Source organism: Sphaerisporangium sp. NPDC005289 (assembly GCF_040607455.1).
Classification (GTDB): Bacteria; Actinomycetota; Actinomycetes; order Streptosporangiales; family Streptosporangiaceae; genus Sphaerisporangium; species Sphaerisporangium rhizosphaerae.
Genome location: NZ_JBEXGS010000008.1, coordinates 147,104 through 173,631, shown reverse-complemented (window position 1 = coordinate 173,631; position 26,528 = coordinate 147,104). Strand labels below are relative to the sequence as shown.

Annotated in this window: 27 protein-coding genes; 10 read left to right on the top strand and 17 right to left on the bottom strand. The window is 70.8% G+C overall.

Features of this window, described 5'->3' with window-relative positions:
- Positions 1–62 precede the first annotated feature (62 nt).
- Positions 63–1,511 (top strand): AI-2E family transporter, encoded by a 1,449-nt coding sequence (locus tag ABZT47_RS16465; protein ID WP_354841902.1) that lies wholly within the window; start codon positions 63–65, stop codon positions 1,509–1,511.
- An 18-nt stretch (positions 1,512–1,529) separates the two neighbouring features.
- Here the strand turns inward: ABZT47_RS16465 and ABZT47_RS16460 are convergent, their stop codons facing one another.
- From ABZT47_RS16460 to ABZT47_RS16445, 4 genes are all read right to left on the bottom strand, one after another.
- Positions 1,530–2,288: an SDR family NAD(P)-dependent oxidoreductase gene (locus tag ABZT47_RS16460; protein ID WP_354841899.1), complete on the bottom strand. Its 759-nt coding sequence runs from the start codon at positions 2,286–2,288 to the stop codon at positions 1,530–1,532.
- Between the two features lie 55 nt (positions 2,289–2,343).
- The gene (locus tag ABZT47_RS16455; protein WP_354841897.1) at positions 2,344–3,048 is read right to left on the bottom strand and encodes an alpha/beta hydrolase; all 705 of its coding nucleotides are present in this window, start codon (positions 3,046–3,048) and stop codon (positions 2,344–2,346) included.
- Between the two features lie 165 nt (positions 3,049–3,213).
- On the bottom strand, positions 3,214–3,444 hold the full coding sequence (locus tag ABZT47_RS16450; RefSeq protein WP_354841894.1) for an ATP/GTP-binding protein: 231 nt from the start codon (positions 3,442–3,444) through the stop codon (positions 3,214–3,216).
- Positions 3,445–3,570: 126 nt separating this feature from the next.
- Positions 3,571–5,043, bottom strand: a complete 1,473-nt coding sequence (locus ABZT47_RS16445; RefSeq protein WP_354841892.1) for a 3-hydroxybutyryl-CoA dehydrogenase — start codon at positions 5,041–5,043, stop codon at positions 3,571–3,573.
- A gap of 116 nt (positions 5,044–5,159) precedes the next feature.
- On the opposite strand from ABZT47_RS16445, the gene nucS reads away from it, so the two are divergent.
- From nucS to ABZT47_RS16405, 8 genes are all read left to right on the top strand, one after another.
- Positions 5,160–5,819: an endonuclease NucS gene (gene nucS, locus ABZT47_RS16440; protein WP_354841889.1), complete on the top strand. Its 660-nt coding sequence runs from the start codon at positions 5,160–5,162 to the stop codon at positions 5,817–5,819.
- A gap of 624 nt (positions 5,820–6,443) precedes the next feature.
- The gene (locus ABZT47_RS16435; RefSeq protein ID WP_354841886.1) at positions 6,444–7,622 is read left to right on the top strand and encodes a glycosyltransferase family 4 protein; all 1,179 of its coding nucleotides are present in this window, start codon (positions 6,444–6,446) and stop codon (positions 7,620–7,622) included.
- Positions 7,623–7,777: 155 nt separating this feature from the next.
- Entirely contained in the window at positions 7,778–8,626 is an 849-nt protein-coding gene (locus ABZT47_RS16430; protein ID WP_354841883.1) for an ABC transporter ATP-binding protein, read from the top strand.
- Positions 8,623–9,477, top strand: coding sequence for an ABC transporter permease (locus ABZT47_RS16425; protein ID WP_354841880.1), 855 nt, complete (start codon positions 8,623–8,625; stop codon positions 9,475–9,477). The genes ABZT47_RS16430 and ABZT47_RS16425 overlap by 4 nt, the downstream gene beginning before the upstream one ends.
- Positions 9,478–9,635: 158 nt before the next feature.
- Positions 9,636–10,901 (top strand): sensor histidine kinase, encoded by a 1,266-nt coding sequence (locus tag ABZT47_RS16420; protein WP_354841877.1) that lies wholly within the window; start codon positions 9,636–9,638, stop codon positions 10,899–10,901.
- A complete protein-coding gene (locus tag ABZT47_RS16415; RefSeq protein WP_354841874.1) occupies positions 10,898–11,515 on the top strand; it encodes a response regulator transcription factor in 618 nt (205 codons plus the stop codon). The genes ABZT47_RS16420 and ABZT47_RS16415 overlap by 4 nt, the downstream gene beginning before the upstream one ends.
- A 289-nt stretch (positions 11,516–11,804) precedes the next feature.
- Positions 11,805–13,292 carry an aldehyde dehydrogenase family protein gene (locus ABZT47_RS16410; RefSeq protein WP_354841871.1) on the top strand — a complete coding sequence of 496 codons (1,488 nt, stop codon included), beginning with the start codon at positions 11,805–11,807 and terminating at the stop codon, positions 13,290–13,292.
- 80 nt (positions 13,293–13,372) lie between these two features.
- The gene (locus ABZT47_RS16405; RefSeq protein ID WP_354841868.1) at positions 13,373–13,981 is read left to right on the top strand and encodes a TetR/AcrR family transcriptional regulator; all 609 of its coding nucleotides are present in this window, start codon (positions 13,373–13,375) and stop codon (positions 13,979–13,981) included.
- Positions 13,982–14,125: 144 nt separating this feature from the next.
- Here ABZT47_RS16405 and ABZT47_RS16400 read toward each other — a convergent pair whose 3' ends face one another.
- The gene (locus ABZT47_RS16400; RefSeq protein ID WP_354841865.1) at positions 14,126–14,443 is read right to left on the bottom strand and encodes an STAS domain-containing protein; all 318 of its coding nucleotides are present in this window, start codon (positions 14,441–14,443) and stop codon (positions 14,126–14,128) included.
- Between the two features lie 176 nt (positions 14,444–14,619).
- Between ABZT47_RS16400 and ABZT47_RS16395 the strand changes: the two genes are divergently transcribed.
- Positions 14,620–15,210, top strand: a complete 591-nt coding sequence (locus ABZT47_RS16395) for a cob(I)yrinic acid a,c-diamide adenosyltransferase (RefSeq protein WP_354841862.1) — start codon at positions 14,620–14,622, stop codon at positions 15,208–15,210.
- A gap of 226 nt (positions 15,211–15,436) precedes the next feature.
- On the opposite strand, the gene ABZT47_RS16390 is transcribed toward ABZT47_RS16395, so the two are convergent.
- The 12 genes from ABZT47_RS16390 to glyA form a co-directional block, all read right to left on the bottom strand.
- The gene (locus ABZT47_RS16390; protein WP_354841859.1) at positions 15,437–15,823 is read right to left on the bottom strand and encodes a DUF2550 domain-containing protein; all 387 of its coding nucleotides are present in this window, start codon (positions 15,821–15,823) and stop codon (positions 15,437–15,439) included.
- Between the two features lie 31 nt (positions 15,824–15,854).
- Positions 15,855–16,256, bottom strand: a complete 402-nt coding sequence (locus tag ABZT47_RS16385) for a F0F1 ATP synthase subunit epsilon (protein WP_354841857.1) — start codon at positions 16,254–16,256, stop codon at positions 15,855–15,857.
- Between the two features lie 52 nt (positions 16,257–16,308).
- Positions 16,309–17,736, bottom strand: coding sequence for a F0F1 ATP synthase subunit beta (gene atpD, locus ABZT47_RS16380; RefSeq protein WP_354841854.1), 1,428 nt, complete (start codon positions 17,734–17,736; stop codon positions 16,309–16,311).
- Between the two features lie 9 nt (positions 17,737–17,745).
- The gene (locus ABZT47_RS16375) at positions 17,746–18,648 is read right to left on the bottom strand and encodes a F0F1 ATP synthase subunit gamma (protein WP_354841851.1); all 903 of its coding nucleotides are present in this window, start codon (positions 18,646–18,648) and stop codon (positions 17,746–17,748) included.
- Between the two features lie 3 nt (positions 18,649–18,651).
- The gene (atpA, locus tag ABZT47_RS16370) at positions 18,652–20,301 is read right to left on the bottom strand and encodes a F0F1 ATP synthase subunit alpha (protein WP_354841849.1); all 1,650 of its coding nucleotides are present in this window, start codon (positions 20,299–20,301) and stop codon (positions 18,652–18,654) included.
- Between the two features lie 40 nt (positions 20,302–20,341).
- On the bottom strand, positions 20,342–21,151 hold the full coding sequence (locus ABZT47_RS16365; protein WP_354841847.1) for a F0F1 ATP synthase subunit delta: 810 nt from the start codon (positions 21,149–21,151) through the stop codon (positions 20,342–20,344).
- The gene (locus ABZT47_RS16360; RefSeq protein ID WP_354841844.1) at positions 21,151–21,690 is read right to left on the bottom strand and encodes a F0F1 ATP synthase subunit B; all 540 of its coding nucleotides are present in this window, start codon (positions 21,688–21,690) and stop codon (positions 21,151–21,153) included. The genes ABZT47_RS16365 and ABZT47_RS16360 overlap by 1 nt, the downstream gene beginning before the upstream one ends.
- 32 nt (positions 21,691–21,722) lie before the next feature.
- The gene (atpE, locus tag ABZT47_RS16355; protein WP_354841841.1) at positions 21,723–21,956 is read right to left on the bottom strand and encodes an ATP synthase F0 subunit C; all 234 of its coding nucleotides are present in this window, start codon (positions 21,954–21,956) and stop codon (positions 21,723–21,725) included.
- A 91-nt stretch (positions 21,957–22,047) separates the two neighbouring features.
- Positions 22,048–22,839, bottom strand: coding sequence for a F0F1 ATP synthase subunit A (gene atpB, locus ABZT47_RS16350; protein WP_354841838.1), 792 nt, complete (start codon positions 22,837–22,839; stop codon positions 22,048–22,050).
- A gap of 289 nt (positions 22,840–23,128) precedes the next feature.
- Positions 23,129–23,557 (bottom strand): hypothetical protein, encoded by a 429-nt coding sequence (locus ABZT47_RS16345; protein ID WP_354841835.1) that lies wholly within the window; start codon positions 23,555–23,557, stop codon positions 23,129–23,131.
- Between the two features lie 209 nt (positions 23,558–23,766).
- The gene (locus ABZT47_RS16340; RefSeq protein WP_354841832.1) at positions 23,767–25,005 is read right to left on the bottom strand and encodes an MraY family glycosyltransferase; all 1,239 of its coding nucleotides are present in this window, start codon (positions 25,003–25,005) and stop codon (positions 23,767–23,769) included.
- Between the two features lie 61 nt (positions 25,006–25,066).
- On the bottom strand, positions 25,067–26,290 hold the full coding sequence (gene glyA, locus ABZT47_RS16335) for a serine hydroxymethyltransferase (protein WP_354841830.1): 1,224 nt from the start codon (positions 26,288–26,290) through the stop codon (positions 25,067–25,069).
- Between the last annotated feature and the right edge of the window lie 238 nt (positions 26,291–26,528).

Sequence of the window (26,528 nt, the reverse complement as noted above, 5' to 3'; positions counted from 1 at the left end):
CTCTCCTTTGTTGTCCGCCCGTTTCCACGACCCCGACTTCCCCCGACGGCAAGGAGCAGACCGTGCGTGACCTTCCTCCGGACGCGAGGTCGGCGTCCGATGTTCCAGGGAGGGCCCAGGGCGCGCGTGACGCCCGTGCCGACGCCTCGGAGGTGACCGACATCATGCCCGCGGCGGCGCCGTCCGGCGGCCGCAGGGGACGGTCCGCGCAGAGCATGGCGTCCCCGGGACGCGAGTACGCCCCGCCACGCCGCACGGCGTCCCCCTCGCCCGAGTCGGTTCCCGCACGCGAGTCGTCCTCCGCGCGCGAGTCGTCCCTCTCGCGGGAGTCGTTCTCCGCGCGCGAGGGGGCGCCCGGGCGGGGCATGGCGTCGCCGGGGCGGGCCGTGGCGTCGCCCGGGCGGCGGGGACGCGAGATGGCCGCCGCCGACGGCGCGGACGACGGCATGACGGGGCCCGACCTGCCGTTCGGCGCGCCGGGCAAGCCGCTCACCCGGGGCCCGTTCCTGTGGGGCCTGACGGCGGCGCTGGGCGTGCTCACGGCCTGGGGGCTGGCGCAGGCGCTGGTCAGCTCGCGCAGCGTGATCGTGCTGATCGTGGTGGCGGCGTTCCTGGCGGTGGGGCTGAACCCCGTCGTGGAGGCGCTGCAACGGCGCGGCATGCACCGGCGCTGGGCCATCTCGCTGGTGTTCCTGGGCGTGATCGTGCTGTTCGCGCTCTTCGGCCTGGCGATCGTCCCGCCGGTCAGCCAGGAGACCAGCGACTTCGTCGGCGCCGTGCCCGGGTACGTGCAGGGCCTGCTGGCCAACCCGACGATCAAGCAGCTCGACGCCGACTACCAGATCCTCGCCAACCTGCAGAGCTACATCACCAGCGGAGGTCTCGGCGCGACCGTGGCCGGCGGCATCCTGGGCGCGGGTGCGGTCGTGCTGGACGCGTTCTTCTCCGGCTTCACCCTGCTGGTGCTGACGCTCTACTTCCTCGGGTCGCTGCCGACGATCAAGGAGTACCTGCTCCTGCTGGTGCCGTCGAGCCGCCGCCCCCGCACGCGGGCCATCGGCGATGAGATCCTCGACGGCATCGGCGGGTACGTCGCGGGCAACGTGCTGATCTCGGTGATCGCGGGCGGGCTGTCGTGGCTGTTCCTGACGGTCGCCGGGGCCAAGTACGCGCTGGCACTCGCGCTGGTCGTCGCCGTGACCGACCTGATCCCGCTGGTCGGCGCGACAGTGGGCGCGGTGCTGGTGTCGGCGGTCGGGTTCCTGCAGTCCGCTCCGCTGGGCATCGCCTGCGTGATCTTCTTCGTGGTCTACCAGCAGGTCGAGAACTACGTCATCTACCCGCGCGTGATGAGCCGCTCGGTCGACGTGGCGCCGGCGGTGTCGGTGATCGCCGCCCTGTTCGGGGGCGCGCTGCTCGGCGCGGTGGGCGCGCTGCTGGCGATCCCGGTGGCGGCCGCGGTGGCCCTGATCATCAGGGAGGTCGTCCTCCCCCGCCAGGCCCGGTTGTAGCGGCCGCCCCTGGACGGCTCAGGCGGTGGTGAGCCCGCCGTCGACGAAGAGCGCCTGCCCGGTCATGTAGGAGGAGGCGGGCGCGGCGAGGAACAGCGCAGGCCCGGCCATCTCCTCCGGCGTGCCCCAGCGGGCCATGGGGACGTTCGCCACCATGGCCCGCCCGGCGTTCTCGTCCTCGCGGAGGCTGCGGTTGAGGTCGGTGGCCGTCCAGCCCGGGCACAGGGCGTTGACCCGCACCCCGCTGCCGGCCCATTCCAGCGCCAGGGTCTTGGTGAGCCCCACCAGTCCGGCCTTGGCGGCGGCGTACGGGGCCATGAACGGGGCGCCCTGGGCGGCGATGGACGCCACGTTGATCACCGAGCCGCTCCCGCGCTCCAGCAGGTGCGGCGCGACGGCGTGGCACACCGCCATCGCCGAGTCCAGGTTGAGCTTCATGATCTTGTCCCAGCCGGACAGCCGCAGGTCCTTGAACGGGACGATGAAGTTGGAGCCGCCGGCGTTGTTCACCACGATGTCCAGGTGGCCGAACGCCTGGAGCGCCTGCCGCACGGCCGCGGCGGCGGCGTCCCGGTCGGACAGATCGGCCGGGATGACGTGCGCCGACCGTCCCAGCGCCTCGACCTCCTTGGCGACCTGGGCCAGGGGCTCGGGCGAGCGCGCGACCAGGACCAGGTCGGCGCCCGCCTCGGCGTAGGCCAGGGCGATCGCCCTGCCGATGCCCCGCGACGCCCCGGTCACGAACGCCTTCCGCCCTGATAGATCGAACGCCCGCACGACCGCCTCCTCTGCTCGAACCGAACAAGATTCTATGGGGCGGGCGCGCCCGGCGTCACGCCTCGGTCGGCAGCGGGAAGGCCGAGGGGTTGACCCGCTTGACGATCTCGTCCAGCACGATGCGCACGTACGGCTCGCCGACCCAGAGGTGCTTGGCCCCCTCCACGCCGACCACCTCGGCCTGCGGGACGGCCGCGAAGCGCCGGCGGGCCTCCTCCGGGCGCAGGTAGTCGTCGAACTCCGGCACCAGCGCGACCAGGGGACGGCCGAACTCCGCCCACGCCGCGAGGTCGGCGTCACCGGCCCGCTTGAGCGGCGGCGACAGCAGGATCGCGCCCTGGACCAGCGGGTCGTGGCCCCACTTGAGCGCCAGTTCGGTGCCGAACGACCAGCCGAGCAGCCAGGGAGCGGGCAGGTCGTGGAACTCGGCGTACTCCAGCGCGGCGGCCACGTCGTACCGCTCGCCCTCGCCCTCGTCGAAGGCGCCCTCCGAGGTGCCGCGCGCGGAGGAGGTCCCCCGGGTGTTGAAGCGCAGCACGGCGACACCGGCCAGCGCGGGCAGCCGGTAGGAGGCCTTGCGCAGCACGTGGCTGTCCATCATGCCCTCGGCCGTCGGGAGCGGGTGCAGGCAGATGAGCGTGGCCGCAGGACGCCCCTCGGGGGGCAGCGCCAGCTCCCCCACCAGGGTCAGGCCGTCGGCCGTGTGCAGCTCGATGTCCTCCCGCACGGCGGGCAGCACCGTCGACGAGCGGATCTCCAATGCGTACTCCTCAGGTAGCGGTCGGGAGGCCGACCGGGCGGGCGACGGGCGATGCATCTCCGTCGGGGCGGTGACGGGCGGGACATGTCAGACGGTGCGTGAGGGACAGGGCGTGACGGACGGGGCGTCTCAGGCGGCGCGGGAGCCGGGGAAGACGGTGCGGGCTTAGTAGCGTGAGCGGCCGGGGCCGCGGTCCACCCGCTTGCGCCAGCAGGCGGTGTGCCAGTGGCGGCGCTCCCCCTCTCCGCCGCTCCAGTTGGGCCAGGTCACCACGTGGGGCAGCCCCGCGCGGATCTCCTGGTCGCACCCCGGGCAGCGGTACATCTTGTCAGAGCCCGCGCCGGAGACGTTGCGGACCTTCCACTCCCCGTCAGGTCCCTCCTCCACCCGCTCCATGCCGCGCAGGACTCCGTCGAGCGGGCGTGGCGCGACGGATCCGCGACCCTTGTCTCTCGGGTCGGGACGGCGGGCGCGGCGGGGGCTCATATCGGCACGAACGTCGGTGTGGCGGGTGTTCTTCCGTCACCGGCCCCGGATGCTCGTCACACCGGCGGTCACCAGGCGGTCGAGCAGAGGCGTGGGCGCGAAGAACGGCTCGCGGTACTCGGCGTACAGCGCCCGCAGGCCGTCGCGTACCGTGCCGAGGCCGATGGCGTCGAGGGTCTCGAACGGCCCGGCCGGGTAGCCGCAGCCCAGGCGCATGGCGGTGTCGATGTCCTCGATGGAGGCGTAGCCGGAGTCGTACATCCGGACGGCGTCGTTGAGGTAGGGGTAGAGCAGCGCGTCGACCACGAACCCGGCGCGGTCGGCGCAGGGCACCGGGGTGCGCCCGAGAGCCTCCATCAGGCCGGCGACGGCGCGCGCCGTCTCGGGGGCGGTGATCGCCGTCGAGACCACCTCGGCCACCCGGTCGCCCACCAGGTGGAGCCCCGCCAGGCGCTCGGGACGCGGCAGCCGCGCGGCGTGCTCGACGACCGGGGTGCCGGACAGCGCGATCACCACGTCGGCCTCCTCCGCCTCGGCGTGCTTGACGCCCGCGGCCGCGAGCCGGGTGGCCAGATCCCCGGCGCCGTCGCCGAGCACGTGGACCGACCCGACCCCCGGCCCTGCCGGCGCGGAGGCGGGAGGCCGGGCGGCGCCGGCGTGGTCGTGGAAGCCCCGTCCGCTCTTGCGCCCGAGCAACCCGGCGGTCACCAGCTCCCTGAGCAGGGGGGCGGGGGCGTGCACCCGGTCGCGGGTCTCCTGGAACAGCACCTCGCAGATCTCGTGGGAGACGTCCAGGCCGATCAGGTCGAGCAGCGTGAACGGGCCCATCGGCAGGCCGGCTCCGGTCTTCATGGCCGTGTCGATGTCGTCCTTGGCCGCCACTCCACGCTCCAGCAGCGTGACGGCGTGGTTGAGGTAGCCGAGCAGCAGCCGGTTGACCACGAACCCGGCCCGGTCGCCCACGGTGACCGGCGTCTTACCGACGCGCCGCGCGAGCTCCGCGACGTCCGCGGTCAGCCCGTCCTCGGTGACCACCGTGCCGACGACCTCGACCAGCCGCATGACCGGGGCCGGGTTGAAGAAGTGCATGCCGACGACCTGGCCCGGCCGGGAGGTGAACGCGGCGATCGCGGTGACCGACAGCGAGGAGGTGTTGGTGGCCAGGACGGCGCCGGGCCGGCAGACGCGGTCGAGGTCCGCGAACAGGGCGCGCTTGTAGTCCATCACCTCGGGGATGGCCTCGACGACCAGGTCGGCGTCGCGCAGGTCCGCGAGGGCGCCGGTGAAGCCGACCCTGGCGAGGATGTCGTCACGCTCCCCGGGGGTCATCCTGCCGCGGGCGACGGCCCGCTCGGTGGACCGCCGGAGGTTGTCCCGGCCGCGCTCGAGCGCCGCGGCGTCCACCTCCACGCCGATCACGCTCAGCCCGGCCCGGGCGAAGACCTCGGCGATGCCCGCGCCCATGGTGCCGAGACCGACGACGCCGACGGTGTGGAACGTGCGTGCCATCCTGCCCTCCTGCCGTCCCTGTTCTGGCCGCAAGTCTCCCAGAGGCGTCCCCTCGCCCGTCCGACGGCCCCGAGAACGCGCCCCCCACGGCGGGACGGGCGGTAGGGTTGGCCGTCATGCGGCTGGTCATCGCGCGTTGCAGCGTGGATTACGTGGGACGGCTCACGGCGCACCTCCCGATGGCGCCCCGGCTCATCCTGCTGAAGGCGGACGGTTCGGTGTCGATCCATGCCGACGACCGGGCGTTCAAGCCGCTCAACTGGATGAACCCCCCGTGCAAGCTGCGCGAGGAGGAGGGGCTGTGGACGGTCACCCACGGTAAGACCGGCGAGCAGCTCGTCCTGACGATCGAGGAGATCCTGCACGACTCCTCGCACGAGCTGGGCGTCGATCCCGGCCTGCGGAAGGACGGCGTCGAGGCTCACCTGCAGGAGCTGCTGGCCGACAACATCGCCACGCTCGGCTCCGGCTGGACGCTGGTCCGCCGTGAGTACCCGACGGCCATCGGGCCGGTGGACATTCTGTGCCGCGACCATCTGGGCGGCACCGTCGCCGTCGAGATCAAGCGGCGCGGCGAGATCGACGGCGTCGAGCAGCTCACCCGCTATCTGGAGCTGCTCAACCGCGACACCCTGCTGGCGCCGGTGAAGGGCATCTTCGCCGCCCAGGAGATCAGGCCGCAGGCCAGGGTGCTGGCCACCGACCGCGGCATCGACTGCGTCACGCTCGACTACGACGCCCTGCGTGGCATCGAGCGCACCGACACCCTTTTCTGACCCGCGCCGTTCGTCACCGTCGGTCGCGTCCGGGCGGAGCCATGCCCTGTTCCGGTTGCGCCCGACCGGACGGAACTAAACCCCAAATCTGTACATATATCGCGAAACCCGTCATTCACCCAGAACGCCGCCATTTGTCGGGACAGTTCATAGAAGGAATGGCGCAGAACGACCAGTCCCCTCCTCCACATCCCGCCCGGCCTTGCCAGAGGTCCGCACCGTAAGGCCGTTCACCTTCACAGAACCGGACACCGCACCCCACGCCGGCCCTGTGGCCATACGTTCCGCTATCGGTGCATTACTCGGTGAATTACCTGTGAACCAGATGCAACGGAAGCACCCCTTGAGAGCGTCTAGATCATGCGAGTGAGGGCAAGGTAAGGGCCGCGCTAACGCAATCCTTACCTTCCACGGGGTAGTTCATTATTCTCACCCGCGGTCACGGATGCTTCCCGGCCGAGATGGCACATGGGATACGAGGGGCATGTCCATGACCGCATGATTTGAGGGGTCTTCGGGGTGTTGACGAGGGGACGCAAGGCCGTCGCACGTGGGGCGGTGAAGCTGCTCGACCTGGTGAACGCGCGGCGGGCGCGGAAGGCTCCGCCACGGAGCACTCGATCGGTGCACATCCTGCTTTTGCACGCCTACGGGATGGGCGGCACGATCCGCACCGTGCTCAACCTGGCCGCCTACCTGGCGCGCGAGCACGACGTGGAGATCGTCAGCCTGACCCGCACCAACGAGGAGCCGTTCTTCCCGATGCCGCCCGGTGTGCGGCTGCGCTTCCTGGACGACCGCATCGCCCCCCGAGGACGGCTCGCCGAGTTCCTCGCCCGGCGTCCGAGCAGGTTGGTCCCCGAGGAGGAGAAGGCCTACCTCAACATGAGCCTTCTGACCGATCTGCGGCTGGCCCGCTACCTGCGCTCGCTGCGGGGCGGGGTGGTCATCGGCACGCGGCCGGCCTTCAACCTGGCCATGGGCCTGTTCGCGCCGCCGGAGGTGCTCACCATCGGCCAGGAACACGTCACCCTGGAGTCGCACGGCCCGCAGCTCCAGACCCAGATCAAGAGGCGCTACGGCAAGCTCGACGCCTTCACCACGCTCACCAGGGCCGATCTGAAGGAGTACACCAGGTTACTGAAGGGGAACCCGCCCGGGCGTCTGCTGCGCATCCCCAACGCCATCCCCGACCTGGCCGGCGAGGTGTCCTCCCTTGAGGAGAAGGTGGTCGTCGGCATCGGCCGCGTCGTGTGGGCCAAGGGCTTCGACCGCCTGGTCAACGCCTGGAAGAGCGTCGCCGAGACCCACCCCGACTGGGTGCTGCGCATCTACGGCGGCGGCACCCCCGAACGCGAGGAGAAGCTGCGCGACCGCATCGACGCGGCGGGGCTGTCGGACAAGGTCTTCCTCATGGGCAGCACCCCCGAGATCGGCGTCGAGCTGTCCAAGGCGTCGATCTACGCCGTCAGCTCCCGCTACGAGGGCTTCGGCATGACCATCCTGGAAGCGATGAGCAAGGGCGTGCCGGTGGTCAGCTTCAACTGCCCGCACGGCCCCAAGGAGATCATCACCGACGGCCACGACGGGCTTCTCGTCCGGTCCAAGAAGGCCGCCGCGCTGGCGGCCGGCATCTGCCGCCTGATCGAGGACGAGGAACTGCGGCGCGAGATGGGCGCCAACGCGCTGAAGACCGCCGCGTCCTACGACATGGAGGTGATCGGCGCCCAGTGGACGGCCCTGCTGGCCGAGCTGGACGAGCGCCGGCCGCAGCCCGAGTGCTCCCTCGGCACGCCGGTCTGACCCCGCCCTGACGCCCCGGAACCGGCCCCGCGGGCGCCGGCGTCGCGCACCGGCGTAGCGCACCGGCGTAGCGCGGCGGTGTCCACCGAACGGAGGACACGGGGTCGGTTGTCCGGTGGTGCCGCGCGGGGTCCGGGCGGACGATGATCGAGGGCATGACGCAGACAGCTGTGAGGGTCCGCGGGCTGACCAAGCGCTACGGCGAGGTCCGGGCGGTGGACGGCATCGACCTGGACATCGCCGCGGGAGAGGTGTTCGCCATCCTCGGCCCGAACGGCGCGGGCAAGTCCACCACGGTCGAGATCCTGGAGGGGTACCGCAAGCGGGACGCGGGCGAGGTCACCGTGCTCGGCGCCGACCCCGGCCATCCCACCCGGCAGTGGCGGAGCCGGGTCGGCATCGTCCTGCAGACCTCCAACGACACCGCCGAGCTGACGGTGCGCGAGACCGTCCGCCACTTCGCCGGCTACTACCCCGGCGCCCGGGACCCCGACGAGGTGATCGCCCGGGTCGGGCTGGCGGAGCAGGCCGGCAAGCGCATCAGGCAGCTCTCCGGCGGCCAGCGGCGCCGCGTCGACGTGGCGCTCGGCGTCGTCGGCCGCCCGGAGCTGCTGTTCCTCGACGAGCCGACGACCGGCTTCGACCCCGAGGCGCGGCGCACGTTCTGGGAGCTGATCGAGGACCTGGCCCGCGACGGCACGACGATCGTGCTGACCACCCACTATCTGGACGAGGCCGAGGCGCTGGCCGACCGGGTGGCGGTGATCGCCAGGGGCCGCATCGTGGCGCAGGACCGCCCCTCCACCCTCGGCGGCCGGGCCGCCGCCCGCGCGACGGTGGGCTGGCTGGAGGACGGCGAGCGCCGGCACCTGGAGACCGGCACGCCGACCGCGACCATTCTGGAGCTCACCGGCCGGTTCGGCGGCGAGGTCCCCGAGCTGACCGTGACCCGACCGTCCCTGGAGGACGTCTACATGAACCTCATCGCGGAGACGACCCGATGACCGACGCCGTCACCGCCCCCGCCGCGGCCGCTCCCCCGGCCGCACCGCCTCGCCTGCCCTCGGCGCTCGCGCTCGGCTGGTCCAGGGCCGGCGTGGAGACCCGGATGTTCTTCCGCGAGAGGGACGCCGTCGTCTTCACCTTCGCCTTCCCGATCGTGCTGCTGGCGATCTTCGGCTCCATCTTCTCCGACCGGCTCGGGGGCACCTCCATCACCGCCTCCCAGCTCTACACCGCGGGGCTCATCGGCGCGGGGGTCATGGCCGCGAGCTTCCAGAACCTCGGCATCGGCATCGCCGTCGACCGCGACGACGGCACGCTGAAGCGCCTGTCCGGCACTCCCATCCCGCACAGCGCCTACTTCGTCGGCAAGATCCTGCAGGTGCTCCTGGTGGCCTTCCTGGAGGTCGCGATCCTGCTGGCCATCGGCGTGGCCGCCTACGACGTGCGCCTGCCCTCCGACCCGGTCCGCTGGGCGACCTTCGCCTGGGTCTTCGTGCTCGGCATCACCGCCTCCTCGCTGCTCGGCATCGCGGTCAGCGGCCTGCCGCGCTCGGCCCGCAGCGCCTCGGCGGTGATCAGCCTGCCGTTCGTGGTGCTGCAGTTCATCTCAGGGGTCTACATCCCCTTCACGCAGTTGCCGCAGTGGCTGGTCGGAATCTCCTCCTTCTTCCCGCTGAAATGGATGTGCCAGGGCTTCAGATCGGTCTTCCTGGGCGATTCGGGGGCCGCCCTGGAGATCACGGGCACCTACGAACTGGACCGCGTGGCCATGGTCCTGGCAGCGTGGGTCGTCGGAGGTCTTGCCCTGTGCCTGATGACGTTCCGCTGGAAGGGCCGCCGCGACGGATGACGCGACGGACTCTCACCGGCCTTCTCCCCACCCGCCCGGGCGGCCCGCCCCCTGACCGCCTCACGATGCCGCTCCCCGGCGGCCCCGTGGACACATCCCCCGGCCGCCCCGTGGACACATCCCCCGGCCGCCCCGTGGACACATCCCCCGGCCGCCCCGTGGACACATCCCCCGGCGGCCGCGCGGTCACGGCCCCGGGCGGGCCGGCGGTCACGGCCGGCCCCAGACCCGGCGCGTCGGGCGGCGCGAACGGGCCGGTGGCCAACGCCTGGCAGATCCTGCGCGGGTGGGAGGCGCTCTACCTGCTCGCGTTCGTGGTGACCCTCGCACTGGTGATCATGGACAGGCGCGCGGGGGACGCCGCCAAAGCCGTGGCCATAGGCTCCCTGTGCGCGTGCGCCGTCGCCTACGTGCTGGTCGGGCGGCGCGCGCTCAAGGCCCAGCGTCACTACGGCCGTTTCGGGTTGCTCTACGCCGGCTTCGCGATCGTGACGTTCGTCCCCGCCACGGTGATCGCCCCACCGTCGACGTTCGCCCTGTTCGCCCTGTGCCCGCAGATGTTCATGGCGCTGCCCGTGCGGTGGGCGGTCACCACCGTGCTGCTGCTGAACACGGCTCCGGCGATCCGCTTCGTCATGACGCCCGGCGTCCGCATGGACGACCTGGTCGGCTTCGTGGCCTCCGGCGTGGTGGCGGCGGTCTTCTCGATCATCGCCGGGCGGTGGATCACCCGCATCGTCAACCAGAGCGCCGACCGGGCCGAGCTGATCGAGGAGCTGTCGGCCAGCCGGGCCGAGGTGGAGCGGCTCTCGCGCGAGCGCGGCGCCCTGGCCGAGCGCGAACGGCTGGCCGGGGACATCCACGACACCCTCGCGCAGGGCTTCACCAGCATCATCATGCTGCTCCAGGCGGCGGAGGCGCAGCCCGACCCTTCCCGGCACCTGGCGCTGGCCATGCGCACCGCGCAGGAAGGCCTGGACGAGGCGCGAGGGCTGATCACCGTCCTGCGGCCGCCTCCGCTTGACGGGTCGAGCCTGGAGGAGGCTCTGGGCCGCATCGCCTCGCGCGTCGGCGAAGAGCTCGGCATCCCGCTGTCCTTCGGCGTCGAGGGCCGTTCACGGGCGCTGCCGCCCGGCGCGGAGGTCGTGCTGATCCGCGCGGCGCAAGAGGGGCTGGCCAACGTGCGCAAGCACGCCGGGGCCGCGTCGGCCGCGCTCGGTCTGACCTACCTCGACCAGGAGGTGGTCCTGCGCGTGAGCGACGACGGGGCGGGGTTCGACGGCCTGTCCCCCTCCGCCGGGTTCGGCCTGCGCGCCATGCGGGGCCGCGTCGAGCAGGCGGGCGGCACCGTGGACCTGGACACCGCTCCCGGGCGCGGCACCACGCTCACCGTCCGGCTCCCCCAGAAGGGCGGCATCGAGTGATACGCGTGCTGATCGTCGACGACCACCCTGTGGTCCGTGAGGGCCTGCGGGGCATGCTGGAGGCCGATCCCGGCATCGAGGTGGCTGGCGAGGCCGGCTCAGGTCGCGAGGCCGTGGTGTGCGCCCGCGAGCTGTCCCCGGACGTGATCCTCATGGACCTGCGCATGCCGGGCGGCGACGGCGCCGGGGCCATCCCGGCGATCCTGGCCGCCCGCCCGGAGACCCGGGTGATCGTCCTGACGACCTACGAGACCGACCAGGACATCGTGCGCGCGGTCGAGGCCGGCGCGGCGGGCTACCTGCTGAAGGACACCTCGCGGGCCGACCTGGTCGCGGCCGTCTTCGGCGCGGCCCGGGGCGAGACCGTGCTGTCGCCGGCCGTGGCGACCAGGCTGGTGACCCGCATGCGGGCGCCGGCCGCCGAGTCGCTGTCGCCCAGGGAGACCGAGGTGCTGGCCTTGGTGGCGCGCGGCCTCACCAACGCCGAGGTGGGCAGGGAGCTGTTCATCAGCGAGACGACGGTGAAGACGCACCTGCTGCGGATCTTCGGCAAGCTGGGCGTCTCCGACCGCACCGCCGCCGTCACCACCGCGCTCACCCGCGGCCTCCTCTAGCCCCGCACCGGCCCCTTGGGGCACAGGCGCGAAGCCGCCCGGGCACGGGTGCGACACGGACGCGGAGCCGACCGGGATGGGGGCGACACGGACGCGGAGCCGACCCGGGCGCTGGCGCGGATCCGGCCGGGCACAGGAGCGACACGGACGCGGAACAATGTTCGGGGCAGATGGTATCCGGTGTGGCGGCGCGGCTAAGGTGACCACAGGTCCCGGGTAGGGACCAGCGTGGTCCCGGACGGGCGCATCCGGGCGCGAGCGCGGCCGTGAGGCCCGAGGAGGAGACGCCATGACAACCGCCACCGAGCAGGCCGCCTTCGACTCACTGAACCCCGCTACGGGCGCCATCGTCGGCACCCACCCGCGGCACGACGCCGAGGCCGTCCACGCGGCCGTGGAGCGCGCCGGAGAGGCGGCCCGCTGGTGGGCGGGGCTGGGCTTCGAGGCGCGCAGGCGCCGGCTGCTCGACTACAAGGCGGTGCTCGTCGCCAACCTCGGCCGCATCGCCGACCTCGTCCACCAGGAGACCGGCAAGCCGATCGGCGACGCCACGCTGGAGACGGTGCTGACGATCACCCACCTCGACTGGGCGGCGCGCAACGCCCGCAAGGTCCTCGGCCGGCGCCGCGTCTCGCCGGGCCTGCTCGGCGCCAACCTCGCCGCCACCCTGGAGTACCTGCCCCTCGGCGTGGTCGGGGTGATAGGGCCGTGGAACTACCCCGTCTTCACCCCGATGGGGTCGATCTCCTACGCGCTCGCCGCGGGGAACGCCGTGGTGTTCAAGCCCAGCGAGCTCACCCCCGGCGTCGGCGTGCTGCTGGCCGAGTTGTTCCGCCAGAGCGTGCCCGAGCACGAGGTGTTCCAGGTGGTCACCGGGCTCGGCGACACCGGAGCGGCGCTGGCCGCCGACCCCGGCGTCCGCAAGATCGCCTTCACCGGCTCGACGGCCACCGCCAAGCGGGTCATGGCCGCCTGCGCGGCCAACCTCACGCCGATGGTGGCCGAGTGCGGCGGCAAGGACGCGCTCATCGTGGACGCGGACGCCGATGTCGCCGCCGCGGCCGACGCCGCGCTGTGGGGGGCGATGTCCAACGCCGGGCAGACCTGTGTGGGCGTCGAGCGCGTGTACGTGGTCGAGGGGGTCTACGACGCCTTCATGCGCGAGCTCACCGAGCGGGCGCGGGCGGTGCGCACCGGTGAGGACTACGGGCCGATCACCATGCCGGCCCAGACCGAGGTGATCCGGCGGCACGTCGACGACGCCCTCGCCAAGGGCGGCACGGCCGTCGTCGGCGGCGCCGCGTCCGTGCGGCCCCCTTACGTCGATCCCGTGGTGCTGACGGACGTGCCGGAGGACTCCAGCGCGGTGCGCGAGGAGACGTTCGGGCCGACGGTCACCGTGCGCAAGGTCGCGAGCGCCGAGGAGGCGATGCGCAGGACCAACGCGGTCTCCTACGGACTGGGAGGCACGGTCTTTTCGGGTAACGCGCGGCGGGCCATGGAGCTGGCGCGGGCGATGCTCAGCGGGATGACGGCGATCAACTCGGTCATCTCGTTCGCGGGTGTGCCGTCGCTGCCCTTCGGCGGCGTGGGCGACTCGGGGTTCGGGCGCATCCACGGCGCGGACGGGCTGCGCGAGTTCGCCCGGCCCAAGGCCATCGCCCGCCAGCGGTTCCCGTTGCCCGGGATGACCATCACCTCCTTCCGCCGGACCCCCGCGGAGATGGACCGCCTTGTGAAGCTGATCACATTCCTGCATGGTCGACGCAGAAGGTAGTTGTCCTGATACTTCCAGAAAAACGATCTTGCGTCCATAATGATGGGTTCCTACGGGGCCAGCAGGACGCGAGGTGAGCAGTGGCGACCGGACGCGACTACCGCGGAATGACAGCGGAGCAGCGATTAGCCGACCGCAGAGAACGGCTGCTGACCGCCGCCTACACGCTGTTCGCCGGCGCGGGCTTCACCGCGACCACGATCGAGCGGCTGTGCGCCTCGGCGCGCATCTCCAACCGTGCTTTCTATGAATGTTTCACGGGACGCGAAGATCTTATGCGCGCCGTGTACGACCGTTGCGTCGAGGAGACCATCCTCGCGGTCTCCAAGGCCATCGGCGAGGCGCCGCCCGACCCCGACAGCCGGATCTGCGCGGGCATCAGGGAGTACATCACCTTCGTCACCCGGGACCTGCGCCGCGCCCGCATCATGCACCTTGAGGTGCGGCGGGCGGGCGACATCCTCACCGCCCACCGGCAGCGCGCGGTCAAGGGCTTCACCGAGATCATCGAACAGAGCCTGGGAGACCTGCCGGACGGCCTGCCGAACCTGACCCACCTGCTCGCCCTCGGGGTGGTGGGCGCGCTGCAGGAGCTGCTGATCGAGTGGGTGCTGGCCGAGGAACGCCCGCCCCTGGACCACCTCATCGAGACGGCCGTCCACATCTTCCGCCGCTCGTTCGGCACCTGAGCGCCCGGCGAACGCCCGAGCCGTACCCGCCCGGCCCCCCGACCCGCGCTCTTGCCCATGCGCCCGGGCCCGGGCCCGTCGGCCCCGGCGCGCGGCGGACGCGCGACCAGGCCACCCACGCGCGACCAGGCCACCGACGCGCGACTAGGCCACCGCGGCCACGGGCAGCTCGACTCGCAGGACCCGGTGCAACCGGGTGATGGCGAGGACCCGCATGACCCGCGGCGGCACTCCCCGCAGGACAAGGCGGCGACCCGCGCGAAGCGCACGGCGATGCGTGCCGACGAGAACCCCCAGGCCGGCCGAGTCGATCATCTCCAGGCCGGAGAGATCGACGAACATGTCACCCTCGCCGCTCTCGACCGCCTCGTGCAGGCGCGGCCGCAGCTCCGCGACGGTACCCACATCGAGCCGGGACCCGACATGGACCTCCTGGCAACCCGCAGCCATCCGGCCTCGCATGCCGCCTCCTCATGTCCGGCGACCTGTCGAGGCCGCGTCGTCTCCCTGCCCGCTTCGACGCGCCCTATGCCTCGATCCTGGTCAAACCGCACGTCGCGGGCGTCCGGCCGAGCACCGCCGCACGCGCGCGGCCCGCGCGGGCAGGCGGATCGGGCACCCGGATTACGCTGGGCGGCATGACGCGAGCTGACAACGACAAGCCGGTCGTCCTCTCCAAGATCTACACGCGCACTGGAGACGACGGCAGCACGAACCTCGGCGACATGAGCCGCACGCACAAGACCGACCCCCGGCTCGCCGCCTACGCCGACGTCGAGGAGGCCAACGCCGCGATCGGCGTCGCCATGGCCATGGGAAACCTGCCCGCCGAGGTCGCCGAGGTGCTGTCCCGCGTGCAGAACGAGCTGTTCGACGTCGGAGCGGACCTGTGCACGCCCGTCACGCCCGACCCGGAGTTCCCGCCGCTGCGCGTCGAGCCGTCGTACGTGGAGTGGCTGGAAGCCCAGTGCGACCGGTTCAACGAGCGGCTGAAGCCCCTGCGCAGCTTCATCCTTCCCGGCGGCACCCCCGGCACGGCGCTCATGCACGTCGCCCGTACCGTCGTCCGGCGGGCCGAGCGCACGGCCTGGGCGGCCCTCGCGGCCCACGACGACGTCAACCCGCTGACCGCGACCTACCTCAACCGCCTGAGCGACCTGATGTTCATCCTGTGCCGCATCGCCGCGGACGGCACCGAACTCCTCTGGAAACCCGGCGCCACCCGCTGACCCCTACCCTCCCGTCAAGACGAACCACAGCCGCATCCCTCAAGGCACTCCGAGCCCATCGAGCGCTTCCAGCGGATCGGCCACAAGGACTCGCTCGGGGCGCGGCGGTGCTGTGAGGAGGAGAGAGCGAGTGCGAGGTACGAGCGCTCGTGAACGACGACGAACAGCGCCGCCTCAAAGGCGCCCCGAGCCGCCGAGCGGAGCGAGGCCAATGAGCACAGCCAGACTACGCAGCGTCGAGGTGGGCGCTGGGAGGGGCGGACTCGACCCAGGCGAGGAAGCCGGTGAGGGCGTCCTCGCTCATGGCGAGGGACACGCCCGCGCAGTCGACGGTCCAGTAGCCGGCGGGGCCCTCGTCGCCGGCGAGGGGGCGGCGGGTGGAAACGGTGAGGCCGCGCCTCGCGATAGCGTGGCGCGGCCTCAGTCGCAGTCCCAGGAAAGGGATCCAATGGAGCTCTCCGCCCGCGTAGCGGGCCACTCCACTCCTCCATGCGCGGTCTTTCGTCCGCAGACTACATACGACGTTCCCGCGGGATCGTGCCAGCAGCACCCCGCGCAGAACGATCAGGGCGGCGATGACCACAACGCTCACCAGTATGTCAAGCGCCGCCATTGCCGCCCCCACGTTCATGTCGGTGTATTTATCAGACCTCTTCGCCGGCCGCACGCAGCCGGGCCCGAGCACGTTTGGCCTCGATCTGGGCCTCGGCGTCCTCGTTGTCGGCCTCGACGGAGGCGAGCGCCCGCTGGAGCGCGTCGCGCGCCGACGCGACGTTCACCTCGGAGCCGAGCTCGGCCGTCTCGGCCAGCACCGACACGTCGTTGTTGGCCACCGAGATGAAACCGCCGTGCACGGCGGCGATGACGTCGTCACCGTCGCCGCGCCGGATGCGCAGGACGCCGCCCTCGACGAGGACACCGAGCACGGGCGCGTGATTCGGCATAATACCGATCTCGCCGTCCACGGTCTTGGCAATCACCATGTCGGCCTCGCCGGACCAGATCTCACGTTCCGGCGACACCACTCCGATGCGGAGCTTTGCCATCACACACCTTCCTCGAATGCCGGTACGGCGCGGCCGTACCGGCATTCCGTCGTCAGCGGGCCAGTTCCTTGGCCTTGGCGATGGCCTGGTCGATGCCGCCGACCATGAAGAACGCCTGCTCGGGCAGGTGGTCGTACTCGCCCTCGCACAGACCCTTGAAGGAGTGGATGGTCTCCTCGACCGGCACGAACTCTCCCGGCTGGCCGGTGAACGCCTCGGCGGCGTACATCGGGTGGGACAGGAAGCGCTCGATGCGGCGGGCCCGCTGCACGGTGACGCGGTCCTCTTCGGAGAGCTCGTCGATGCCCAGGATGGCGATGATGTCCTGCAGTTCCTTGTACTTCTGCAGGATGCGCTTGGTCTCCTGGGCGACCCGGTAGTGCTCCTCGCCGACGACCTGCGGGTCGAGGATGCGGGAGGTGGAGTCGAGCGGGTCCACCGCGGGGTAGATGCCCTTCTCCGAGATCGGCCGGGACAGAACGGTCTGCGCGTCGAGGTGCGCGAACGCGTTGTGCGGGGCCGGGTCGGTGATGTCGTCCGCGGGGACGTAGATGGCCTGCATGGAGGTGATCGAGTGACCGCGGGTCGAGGTGATGCGCTCCTGGAGAACGCCCATCTCGTCGGCCAGCGTCGGCTGGTAACCCACGGCGGAGGGCATGCGGCCGAGCAGCGTCGACACCTCGGAACCGGCCTGGGTGAACCGGAAGATGTTGTCGATGAACAGCAGCACGTCCTGCTTCTGGACGTCGCGGAAGTACTCGGCCATGGTGAGGGCCGACAGGGCGACGCGCAGGCGGGTGCCCGGCGGCTCGTCCATCTGGCCGAACACCAGGGCGGTGTCCTTCAGGACGTCCGCCTCGTCCATCTCCAGCCACAGGTCGTTGCCCTCACGGGTGCGCTCGCCGACACCGGCGAACACCGACGTGCCGGAGAACTTCAGCGCGACGCGGCGGATCATCTCCTGGATGAGGACGGTCTTGCCGACGCCGGCGCCGCCGAACAGGCCGATCTTGCCACCCTTGACGTACGGGGTGAGCAGGTCGATGACCTTGATGCCGGTGGGCAGCATCTCGGTGCGCGACTCGAGCTGGTCGAAGGCGGGCGACGGGCGGTGGATGCCCCAGCGCTCGCTGACCTGCAGGGACGCCTTGTCGGTGTCCAGCGGCTCGCCGAGCGCGTTCCACACGTGGCCCTTGACGACGTCGCCGACCGGCACCGAGATGGGGCCGCCGCTGTCGGTGACGGCGGCGCCGCGCACCAGGCCGTCGGTGGGCTGCATGGAGATGGCGCGGACCAGGTTGTCGCCGAGGTGCTGGGCGACCTCCAGGGTCAGCGTCCTGGACTGCTCGCCGAGGGCGACCTCGGTGGTCAGGGCGTTGTAGATTTCCGGCATGGCCTCGACGGGGAACTCCACGTCGACGACGGGACCCGTGACGCGGGCCACACGACCTACGGCGGTCGCGACGGTCTCAACAGTCATTGTGGTTTCTCACTCTTTCCCCGCAGAGGCGTCGGCGAGCGCGTTCGCTCCACCGACGATCTCGCTGATTTCCTGGGTGATCTCGGCCTGACGAGCCTGGTTCATCTGCTGGGTGAACGCGCGGATGAGCTCGTTGGCGTTGTCGGTCGCCGACTTCATCGCCCGGCGACGCGAGGCGTGCTCCGAGGCGGCCGACTGCAGCAGCGCGTTGAAGATGCGCGACTCGATGTAGCGGGGAAGGAGCTGGTTGAGCACCTCGCCCGCGGTCGGCTCGAACTCGTAGTACGGCAGCGGACCCTCGGCCGGCTCTTCGGTGGTCTCTTCCACCTCGAGCGGCAGGATGCGCTTGACCTGCACCTCTTGCGTCAGCATCGAGACGAACCCGGTGTAGACGACGTGGATCTCGTCGATGCCGTTCTCGTCCTCGAAGGCCGAGACCAGCGCGCCGGCGATCTCCTTGGCGTGGGCGTAGGCGGGGCTGTCGGAGAAGCCCGACCATTCCCCGCTCATCTCCCGGCTGCGGAAGCGGTGCCAGGTGATGCCCTTGCGCCCGACGACGAACGGCTTGATCTCGATGCCGCGGCCGCGCAGGTGACCGGCCAGCGCCTCGGCCTCGCGCAGGATGTTGGCGTTGAAGCCTCCGGCGAAGCCGCGGTCGCTGGTGACGATCAGCACGCCCGCCGTGGACGGCCGCTCCTTGGCGACCGTCAGCGGGTGGTCGATGTCGGCGCTGTTGCTCAGGACGGCCGACACCGCGCGAGTGATCTCGCGCTCGTACGGGACGGCCGCCTCCATGCGCTGCTGCGCCTTGATGATGCGGGACGAGGCGATGAGCTCCTGGGCGCGCGTGATCTTCGCCGTGGACCTGACCGACCGGATCCGCCGCCGCAGCAGTCTTAGCTGGGCACCCATGGGCTACTTCTTCTCGGTCGGGCGGACGTGCTTCACGATCTTCTCCTGGCCGACCTCGTCCGCGCTCAGGGCCTCGACGGGCTCGTCCTGCACCAGCATCTCACCGGAGGAGGTCTGGAAGCCCTTCTTGAACTCGGTGATCGCGTCCTTGAGGGTGGTGACGGTGTCGTCGCCGAGCTCCCTGGTCTCCCGGATGGCGTCCAGGACGCCCTTGTAGGAGGTGGAGAGGGTCTCCAGGAATTCGGTCTCGAAGCGCCGGATGTCCTCGAGCGGGACGTCGTCCAGCTCGCCGCTGGTGCCGGCCCAGACCGAGACGACCTCCTTCTCCACCGGGAACGGCGTGTACTGGGGCTGCTTGAGCAGCTCGACCAGACGGGCGCCGCGCTCGAGCTGGGCGCGGGAGGCCGCGTCCAGGTCGGAGGCGAAGGCCGCGAAGGCCTCCAGGTCGCGGTACTGCGACAGCGACAGGCGCAGCGTGCCGGCGACCTTGCGCATCGCCTTGATCTGCGCCGAGCCGCCGACTCGGGACACCGAGACACCGACGTTGATCGCCGGGCGGACGCCCGAGTTGAACAGGTCGGTCTCCAGGAAGCACTGACCGTCGGTGATGGAGATCACGTTGGTCGGGATGAACGCCGAGACGTCGTTGCCCTTGGTCTCGATGATCGGCAGACCGGTCATCGAGCCGGCGCCGAGGTCGTCCGACAGCTTGGCGCAGCGCTCCAGCAGACGGGAGTGCAAGTAGAAGACGTCGCCGGGGAACGCCTCGCGGCCCGGCGGACGGCGCAGCAGCAGGGACACGGCGCGGTAGGCGTCGGCCTGCTTGGTCAGGTCGTCGAACACGATGAGCACGTGCTTGCCCTGGTACATCCAGTGCTGGCCGATGGCCGAACCGGTGTAGGGCGCCAGGTACTTGAAGCCGGCCGGGTCGGAGGCCGGGGCGGCGACGATGGTGGTGTACTCCATCGCGCCCGCCTCCTCCAGGCGTGCCCGGACCTGCGCGATCGTCGAGCCCTTCTGGCCGACCGCGACGTAGACGCAGCGGACCTGCTTGGTCGGGTCGCCGGTGGCCCAGTTCTCGCGCTGGTTGAGGATGGTGTCCACGGCGATCGCGGTCTTGCCCGTGCCGCGGTCGCCGATGATCAGCTGGCGCTGGCCGCGGCCGATCGGCGTCATGGCGTCGATCGCCTTGAGGCCGGTCTGCAGCGGCTCCTTCACCGGCTGGCGCTGGACGACGGAGGGGGCCTGCAGCTCGAGCGGACGACGCCGCTCGGCCTCGATGGCGCCCTTGCCGTCGAGCGGGTTGCCCAGCGGGTCGACCACGCGGCCGAGGAAGCCGTCGCCGACCGGCACGGACAGGACCTCGCCCGTCCGGCGGACCGACTGGCCCTCCTCGACGCCGCTGAACTCGCCCAGGATGACCGCGCCGATCTCGCGGACATCCAGGTTCAGCGCCAGACCGCGCGTACCGTCCTCGAACTCCAGCAGCTCGTTCGCCATCGCGGAAGGAAGGCCGGAGATGTGGGCGATGCCGTCGCCGGCGTCCACGACGGTCCCGATCTCCTCGCGCGCGGCGCCTTCCGGCTCGTACGCCTGAACGAAGCGCTCAAGCGCGTCCCGGATCTCGTCCGGCCGGATCGTCAGCTCCGACATCTCTCTTCAGTCTCCCTAATCATCGGCCGCCCTGACACTGCTAGCCGGCCAACCGGCGGCGGACTTCTTCAATACGTCCTGCGATCGTGGTGTCGATCAGCTCGTCGCCGAGCCGGACCGAGAACCCACCGAGCACCCGCGGGTCCACCTCGGTGTTGAGGTGGACGTCCCGTCCGTAGGTGGTGCGCAACCAGGCGGTGAGGCGCTGCTTCTGCGCGTCGGTCAGCGGGACCGCGCTGCGCACCACGGCGACAAGTTGCTGCCGCTGCTCCGCCACGAGCTGGCCGTACTCCTCCAGCCCACGTTCCAAACTACGTCCTCGCGGGTGCAGCACGAGCTGCGTGACCAGGCGCAGGGACGTCGGCGCCACCCTGTCGCGCAGCAGGTCGGCGACCAGCCCCCGCTTGGCGTCCGCCGGGACGGCGGGGTCGACCAGCGCCATGCGCAGCGCGGGGTTGGCCTCGACGATGCGGCCGAAGCGGAACAGCTCGTCTTCGACGTCGTCGAGCCTGCTCGCCGACTCGGCCTCGGCGGCCGAGGCGATGACGCTGAGCCGCTCCAGGGCGTCCGACAGGTCGGGCGACCTGGACCACCGCGCCGAGACGGCCGCGATGACGGTCTCCAGCGCGGCGTCGGCGATCTTGCCGCCGAGCAGGCCGCGGACGACCTCGGCCTTGCGCTCCACCGGGCGGGCCGGGTCGGCGAGGTTGCGCCGCAGCCCGTGCTCGTTGTCGAGCAGGACGGCGACCGCGCCGAGATCCTGCGCCAGCCGGCCGAGGTCTGCCGAGGCCGCGACCGCGTTGAAGCGCTCTTCGACCTCGGCGAACGAACTACGGCTCAGGCCCCTCATCAGCGCACCGCCGCCTCGCCGGCGGACTCCAGCTCATCGAGGAAGCGGTCCACGACGCCGCTCTGCCGGGCCTGGTCCTCCAGCGACTCGCCGACGATGCGGCTCGCCAGCTCGATGGACAGGCGGCCGAGCTCGGCGCGCAGCTGGGTGAAGGCCTGCTGGCGGTCGGCCTCGATCTGGGCGTGCGCCGCCTCGATGAGACGGCGCGCCTCGGCCTGGGCCTCCTCGCGCAGCTCGGCCTTGATCTGCGCGGCCTGCTCGCGGGCCTCCTCGCGCATGCGGGCGGCCTCGTGACGGGCCTCGGCCAGCTTGGCCCGGTAGTCCTCCAGCGTCTGCTGGGCTTCGGCCTGGGCCTCCTCGGCCTTCTTGAGGCCGCCTTCGATGGCCTCGGTCCGCATCTCCAGGGTCTTCTGGATGCGGGGCACAAGGAGGCGGCCGATGAAGAACAGAACGACCAGGAACGACACCCCGCCGATGACCATTTCGGCCAGGTCAGGCAGGAGTGGGTTGGTCGCTTCCTCTGCCGCTAGCGCGTACATGAATGCCGCCTTCCTTCAGAGCCGGTCGTCTGTCAGGCCCGGAAGGCGAACGCGAGCGCAATACCGATCAGCGCGAGCGCCTCGGCGAAAACGAAGCCCAGGATCATGTTCTGACGGATCAGGCCGTAGGCCTCCGGCTGGCGGGCGATGGCCTGCACGCCCTGGCCGAAGATGATGCCGATGCCGATGCCGGGGCCGATCGCCGCCAGGCCGTAACCGATGGAACCGAGGTTGCCGGTCACTTCGGCGAGAACAGCAGCAGACATGCGTGGTTTTCCTTTTCTATCGACCAGTGGGTGTGTGCCCACCGGAGGTGTCGGGCGGGGCTAACGGAAGGGGTGCCGCAGAGGGCGGGTCTCAGTGGGCCGGGTGCAGCGCGTCGTTGATGAACATCGCCGCGAGCAGCGCGAAAACGTAGGCCTGCAGCGCCTGGATGAAGATCTCGAAGGCGGTCAGCAGGATGGTCATCGCGACGCCCAGGATGCCGAGCGGCGCGCCGAGCGGAGTCAGGTTGGTGGCCAGGAAGTGCCAGCCGACCTCGGAGAACAGCGCGATGATCAGGTGGCCGGCCATCATGGTGGCGAACAGCCGGACCGCGTGGGTGATGTGGCGCAGGAAGAAGGTCGAGATGAACTCGATGGGCGCGACCAGCACGTAGATCCAGCCGGGCAGCCCGGGGGGGAACATCACGTTCTTGAAGAAGCCGATGGGCCCCTGGTGCTTGATGCCCAGGTACATCACCAGCAGCCAGACGAAGATCGACAGGATCGCCGGGTAGCCGATGCGCGACATCACGGGGAACTGGATGAAGATGACCGACCCGAACAGGTTCATGACCAGCACGAACAGGAACAGGGTGAACAGCAGCGGCATCCAGCGGTCGCTGTCCTTGCCGAGGTTCGGCCGGGCGATCTGCTCGCGGACGAACTGGTAGGCGAGCTCACCGGCGTTCTGGAACCCTCGCGGCACGAGCTTCGGCCGGGAGAACGCGAAGTAGGTGAGCACCATGACCAGCAGCGTGCCGACCAGCGCGAGGAGGGCCGGCTTGTTGAACCAGGCCTGACCTTCGACGAGCGGCGGCCAGTCGAAAATGCCGAGCCCCGGAGCCTGGAACTCATCGGAGGCGAGAGGCGTCAGCGTGGCGCTCACTCGTCATTCCCTTCGTCGTGTTGATCGGTCAAGTGGCCATCCGGTGACGTCGCCACGGACGGGCGGACCGGATGAGAAGTAGAAAGAGGGCGAGGAGGCCAGGGCTCGATGGCTCCGACAGATGTTCCCCAACCTTGTTTACCGCGCACGCGACAATAGCAGGCGCGGCTGTGACTAGTCATATCGAGCCAGCCTCGAGAGATCGTCATCTCGGGGGCCCGACGGTGAGCGGTCGAACCTCGTCTGCCGATGAGAGTGTAAGGGAAGCGGCGGTGCGGAGCATGACGGCTCACCTCTTCTCCTCGACCTGGCCGGGAACTTTGACCTCGGGATCGACATAGAGCATGCGAAGACGCAGGAAACCGCGCGCCTCGCCGATGGTCCAGCAGATGGTGCAGGCGATGACGGTCAGGCTGAACGACTGCGGATCCCACGTGGTGGCGTCGGCGAAGCGTTCGAGCAGCACCGCGAGCAGCAGGATCTTCACCAGGTAGGTGCCCATCGCCGCGGCCATCATGATCGTCGGAGAGATGCGCGCGGCGTAGGCGACGGCGATCAGGCTGATGGTGAAGAAGGCGACCACGACGAGGACCCCGATGCCCGAGCCGAGCGCACCCTTGGAGCCCGCGAGGAACGCGGCGGCCACCACAGCGATCAGGCCGACCAGAGCCGTCGGGATCACGGCTGCTCTGAGTATTCGGAGATCGTTGTCCTGCATCGGTGCTCCAGGGCATCAGTTGTCAAGCGAGCGATTGCTACCTTACAGGGCTGGCGTTGCCCGGGCCTTGCCGGGCCCACTGCTAGTGAAAGATATCACAAGCTCAGGGAGTGCCGCCTTTACCTGCGCTTTCGTGCAGGTGAGCGCCCGGGCGAGAGCAGAAGATGATCTGCGCGCGGGCCCGGATGCAGGCCCGGATGCGGGCCGGGTCAGCCGCTGGTGGCCGTGACGTGGGAGGCGCCTGCCGTCCCGGGCACCGATGGGTCCTCGGCCGCCGGCCCGGCGTCGGGAGCCGGTCCCCGGCGCGTGGCGTGGACGCCGCCACCGCGCCCGCCCCGGCCGGACCGCCACAGGGGAAGGCCCATCATCACCAGCACGGCCAGCGCCAGCAGCACGACGACCGGGAAGACGATCAGCGGCACGCCGCCGACCGACAGACCCACGACCGTCGCGGCGAACAGGAACGTCCACGCGTACATGATCAGCACCGTGCGCCGGTGCGAGTGGCCGATCTGCAGCAGACGGTGGTGCAGGTGGCCGCGGTCGGGCGCGAACGGCGACTTGCCGTAGGACGTGCGCCGCACCACCGCCATGATCAGGTCGGCCAGCGGGAGGACCATCACCGCGAGCGGGAGCAGGATGGGCAGGACGACGGGGAAGCGGTTGATGTCACCGGCCGCCCCGTTGTAGTCGACCGTGCCGGTCACCGTGACGACCGAGGTCGCCAGCACCAGGCCGATCAGCATCGCCCCGGTGTCGCCCATGAAGATCTTGGCGGGGTGGAAGTTGTGCGGCAGGAAGCCCAGGCACATGCCGATGAGGATGGCCGTGATGGCCGCCGTGATGCTGAGGCGCCCCTGGTCGAGGCTGTCGGTCAGCGCGACGGTCCAGGCGAAGGTCGCCATCGCCGCGATGCACACGATGCCCGCCGCCAGGCCGTCCAGGCCGTCCACGAAGTTCACCGCGTTGATGGCGACGACCACCACCATGATCGTGATGATCGTGGTCAGCGTGTTGTCCAGGCTGACCGTCTGGCCGTTCGGCAGCGGGATCCACAGCAGGGTCAGCTTGAAGGCGACCAGCAGCCCCGCCGCGGCGATCTGGCCGCCGAGCTTGACGAAGGCGTCCATGCCCCACCAGTCGTCCAGGAAGCCGATGACCACGATGACCCCGCCCGCGAGGGCCAGGGCGATGACCGTGTGGCCGTCGCCCATGCGCGGGTCGGCGAGCTTCTCGCCGATGTGGTCCAGCCGGCTCGCCACGAACAGCCCCGCGAGCATGCCGGCGTACATCGCCAGGCCGCCCAGCCGAGGGGTGCGGACGGTGTGCACGTCTCTCTCGCGGATCTCGGGCGCGGCCCCGATGCGCAGGGCGAAAACCCTGACCAGCGGGACCAGCAGGTAGGTGACCACCGCTGCCACCGACGCCATGAGGAGGTATTCGCGCACAGACCCCAGTTTCCCGGATTGTTCGGTCAGATGTGACCGAAAAATTACACAGAACTGCACATTAACCACGTGGATATGCCGGGTGACCCCGCGTGAGCTGCGTCACCCTCTCGGCCACCGACGCTATCGCACCCGGATGACGCACGGCCTGCGCCACCATCGATCCGATCTCCTTCATCTCGCTGACCCCCATGCCCTGCGTCGTCACGCACGGTGTGCCGACCCGGATGCCCGAGGTCACCGTCGGCGGTTCCGGGTCGTAGGGGATCGCATTGCGGTTGAGGATGATGCCCGCCCGCGCGCAGCTCTGCTCGGCCGCCGCCCCGGTCACCCCGACGCCGCGCAGGTCGATGAGCGCCAGATGGGTGTCGGTGCCGCCGGACACCGGGCGCATGTCCTCGGCCGCCAGCGCGTCGGTCAGCGCGCGGCAGTTCACGATGACCTGCGCGGCGTACGCCCGGAACTCCGGCCGCAGCGCCTCCCCGAACGCCACCGCCTTGGCCGCGACCGCGTGCATCAGCGGGCCGCCCTGGGTGAAGGGGAAGACCGCCCGGTCGATGCGCGAGGCCAGCTCGGAGGTGCACAGGATGCCGCCGCCCCTCGGCCCGCGCATCGCCTTGTGCGTCGTGAACGTCACCACGTCGGCGTGCGGCACCGGCGAGGGCACCGCCCGGCCGGCCACCAGGCCGATGGTGTGCGCGGCGTCCACCAGCAGCCACGCGCCCACCTCGTCGGCGATCCCGCGGAACACCGCGTGGTCGATGAGCCGCGGGTAGGCCGTGGCGCCACAAATGATCATCTTCGGCTGGTGCCGCAGCGCGAGATCGCGGACCTCGTCGTAGTCGATCATCTCGGTGTCGCGCCGCACCCCGTAGGCCACCACGTCGAACCAGCGGCCGGAGAAGTTCACCTTGGAGCCGTGGGTGAGGTGGCCGCCGTGCGACAGCGCCATCGCCAGCACCGTGTCCCCCGGTCGGAGCAGCGCGGCGTACGCGGCGAGGTTCGCCGACGCGCCCGAATGCGGCTGGACGTTGACGTGATCGGCCCCGAACAGCGCCTTCGCCCGCTCGATCGCCAGCAGCTCGGCCCGGTCCACCACCTCGCAGCCGCCGTAGTACCGCCTGCCCGGGTAGCCCTCGGCGTACTTGTTGGTCAGCGTGGACCCGAGGGCCGCGATGACGGCGGGCGAGGCGTAGTTCTCGCTGGCGATCAGCTGCAGCCCGCCGCGAATCCGGTCGAGCTCGTCGAGCAGCACCTGCGCCATCTCCGGATCGCGCCGCCGCAACTCCCCGAAGTCGGGCCCGTAGAACTCCCCATCACCCCGTCCACCCTGAGCAGAAGCGCGAGAGCCACCTCCCCCTTGCGACGGATCGCGCTCAGAACGCGCATCGTCGGCTGGGGCCCGACCGGGAGGCGCATCCGCGGCCGAGTCACGGCCAGAGCCCGCATCCTCGACAAGGTCCCGGCCAAGGCCCGCGTCCTCGACGGGAGCGCGCTCTGGACGCGCGTCGCCGGCGGGGGCG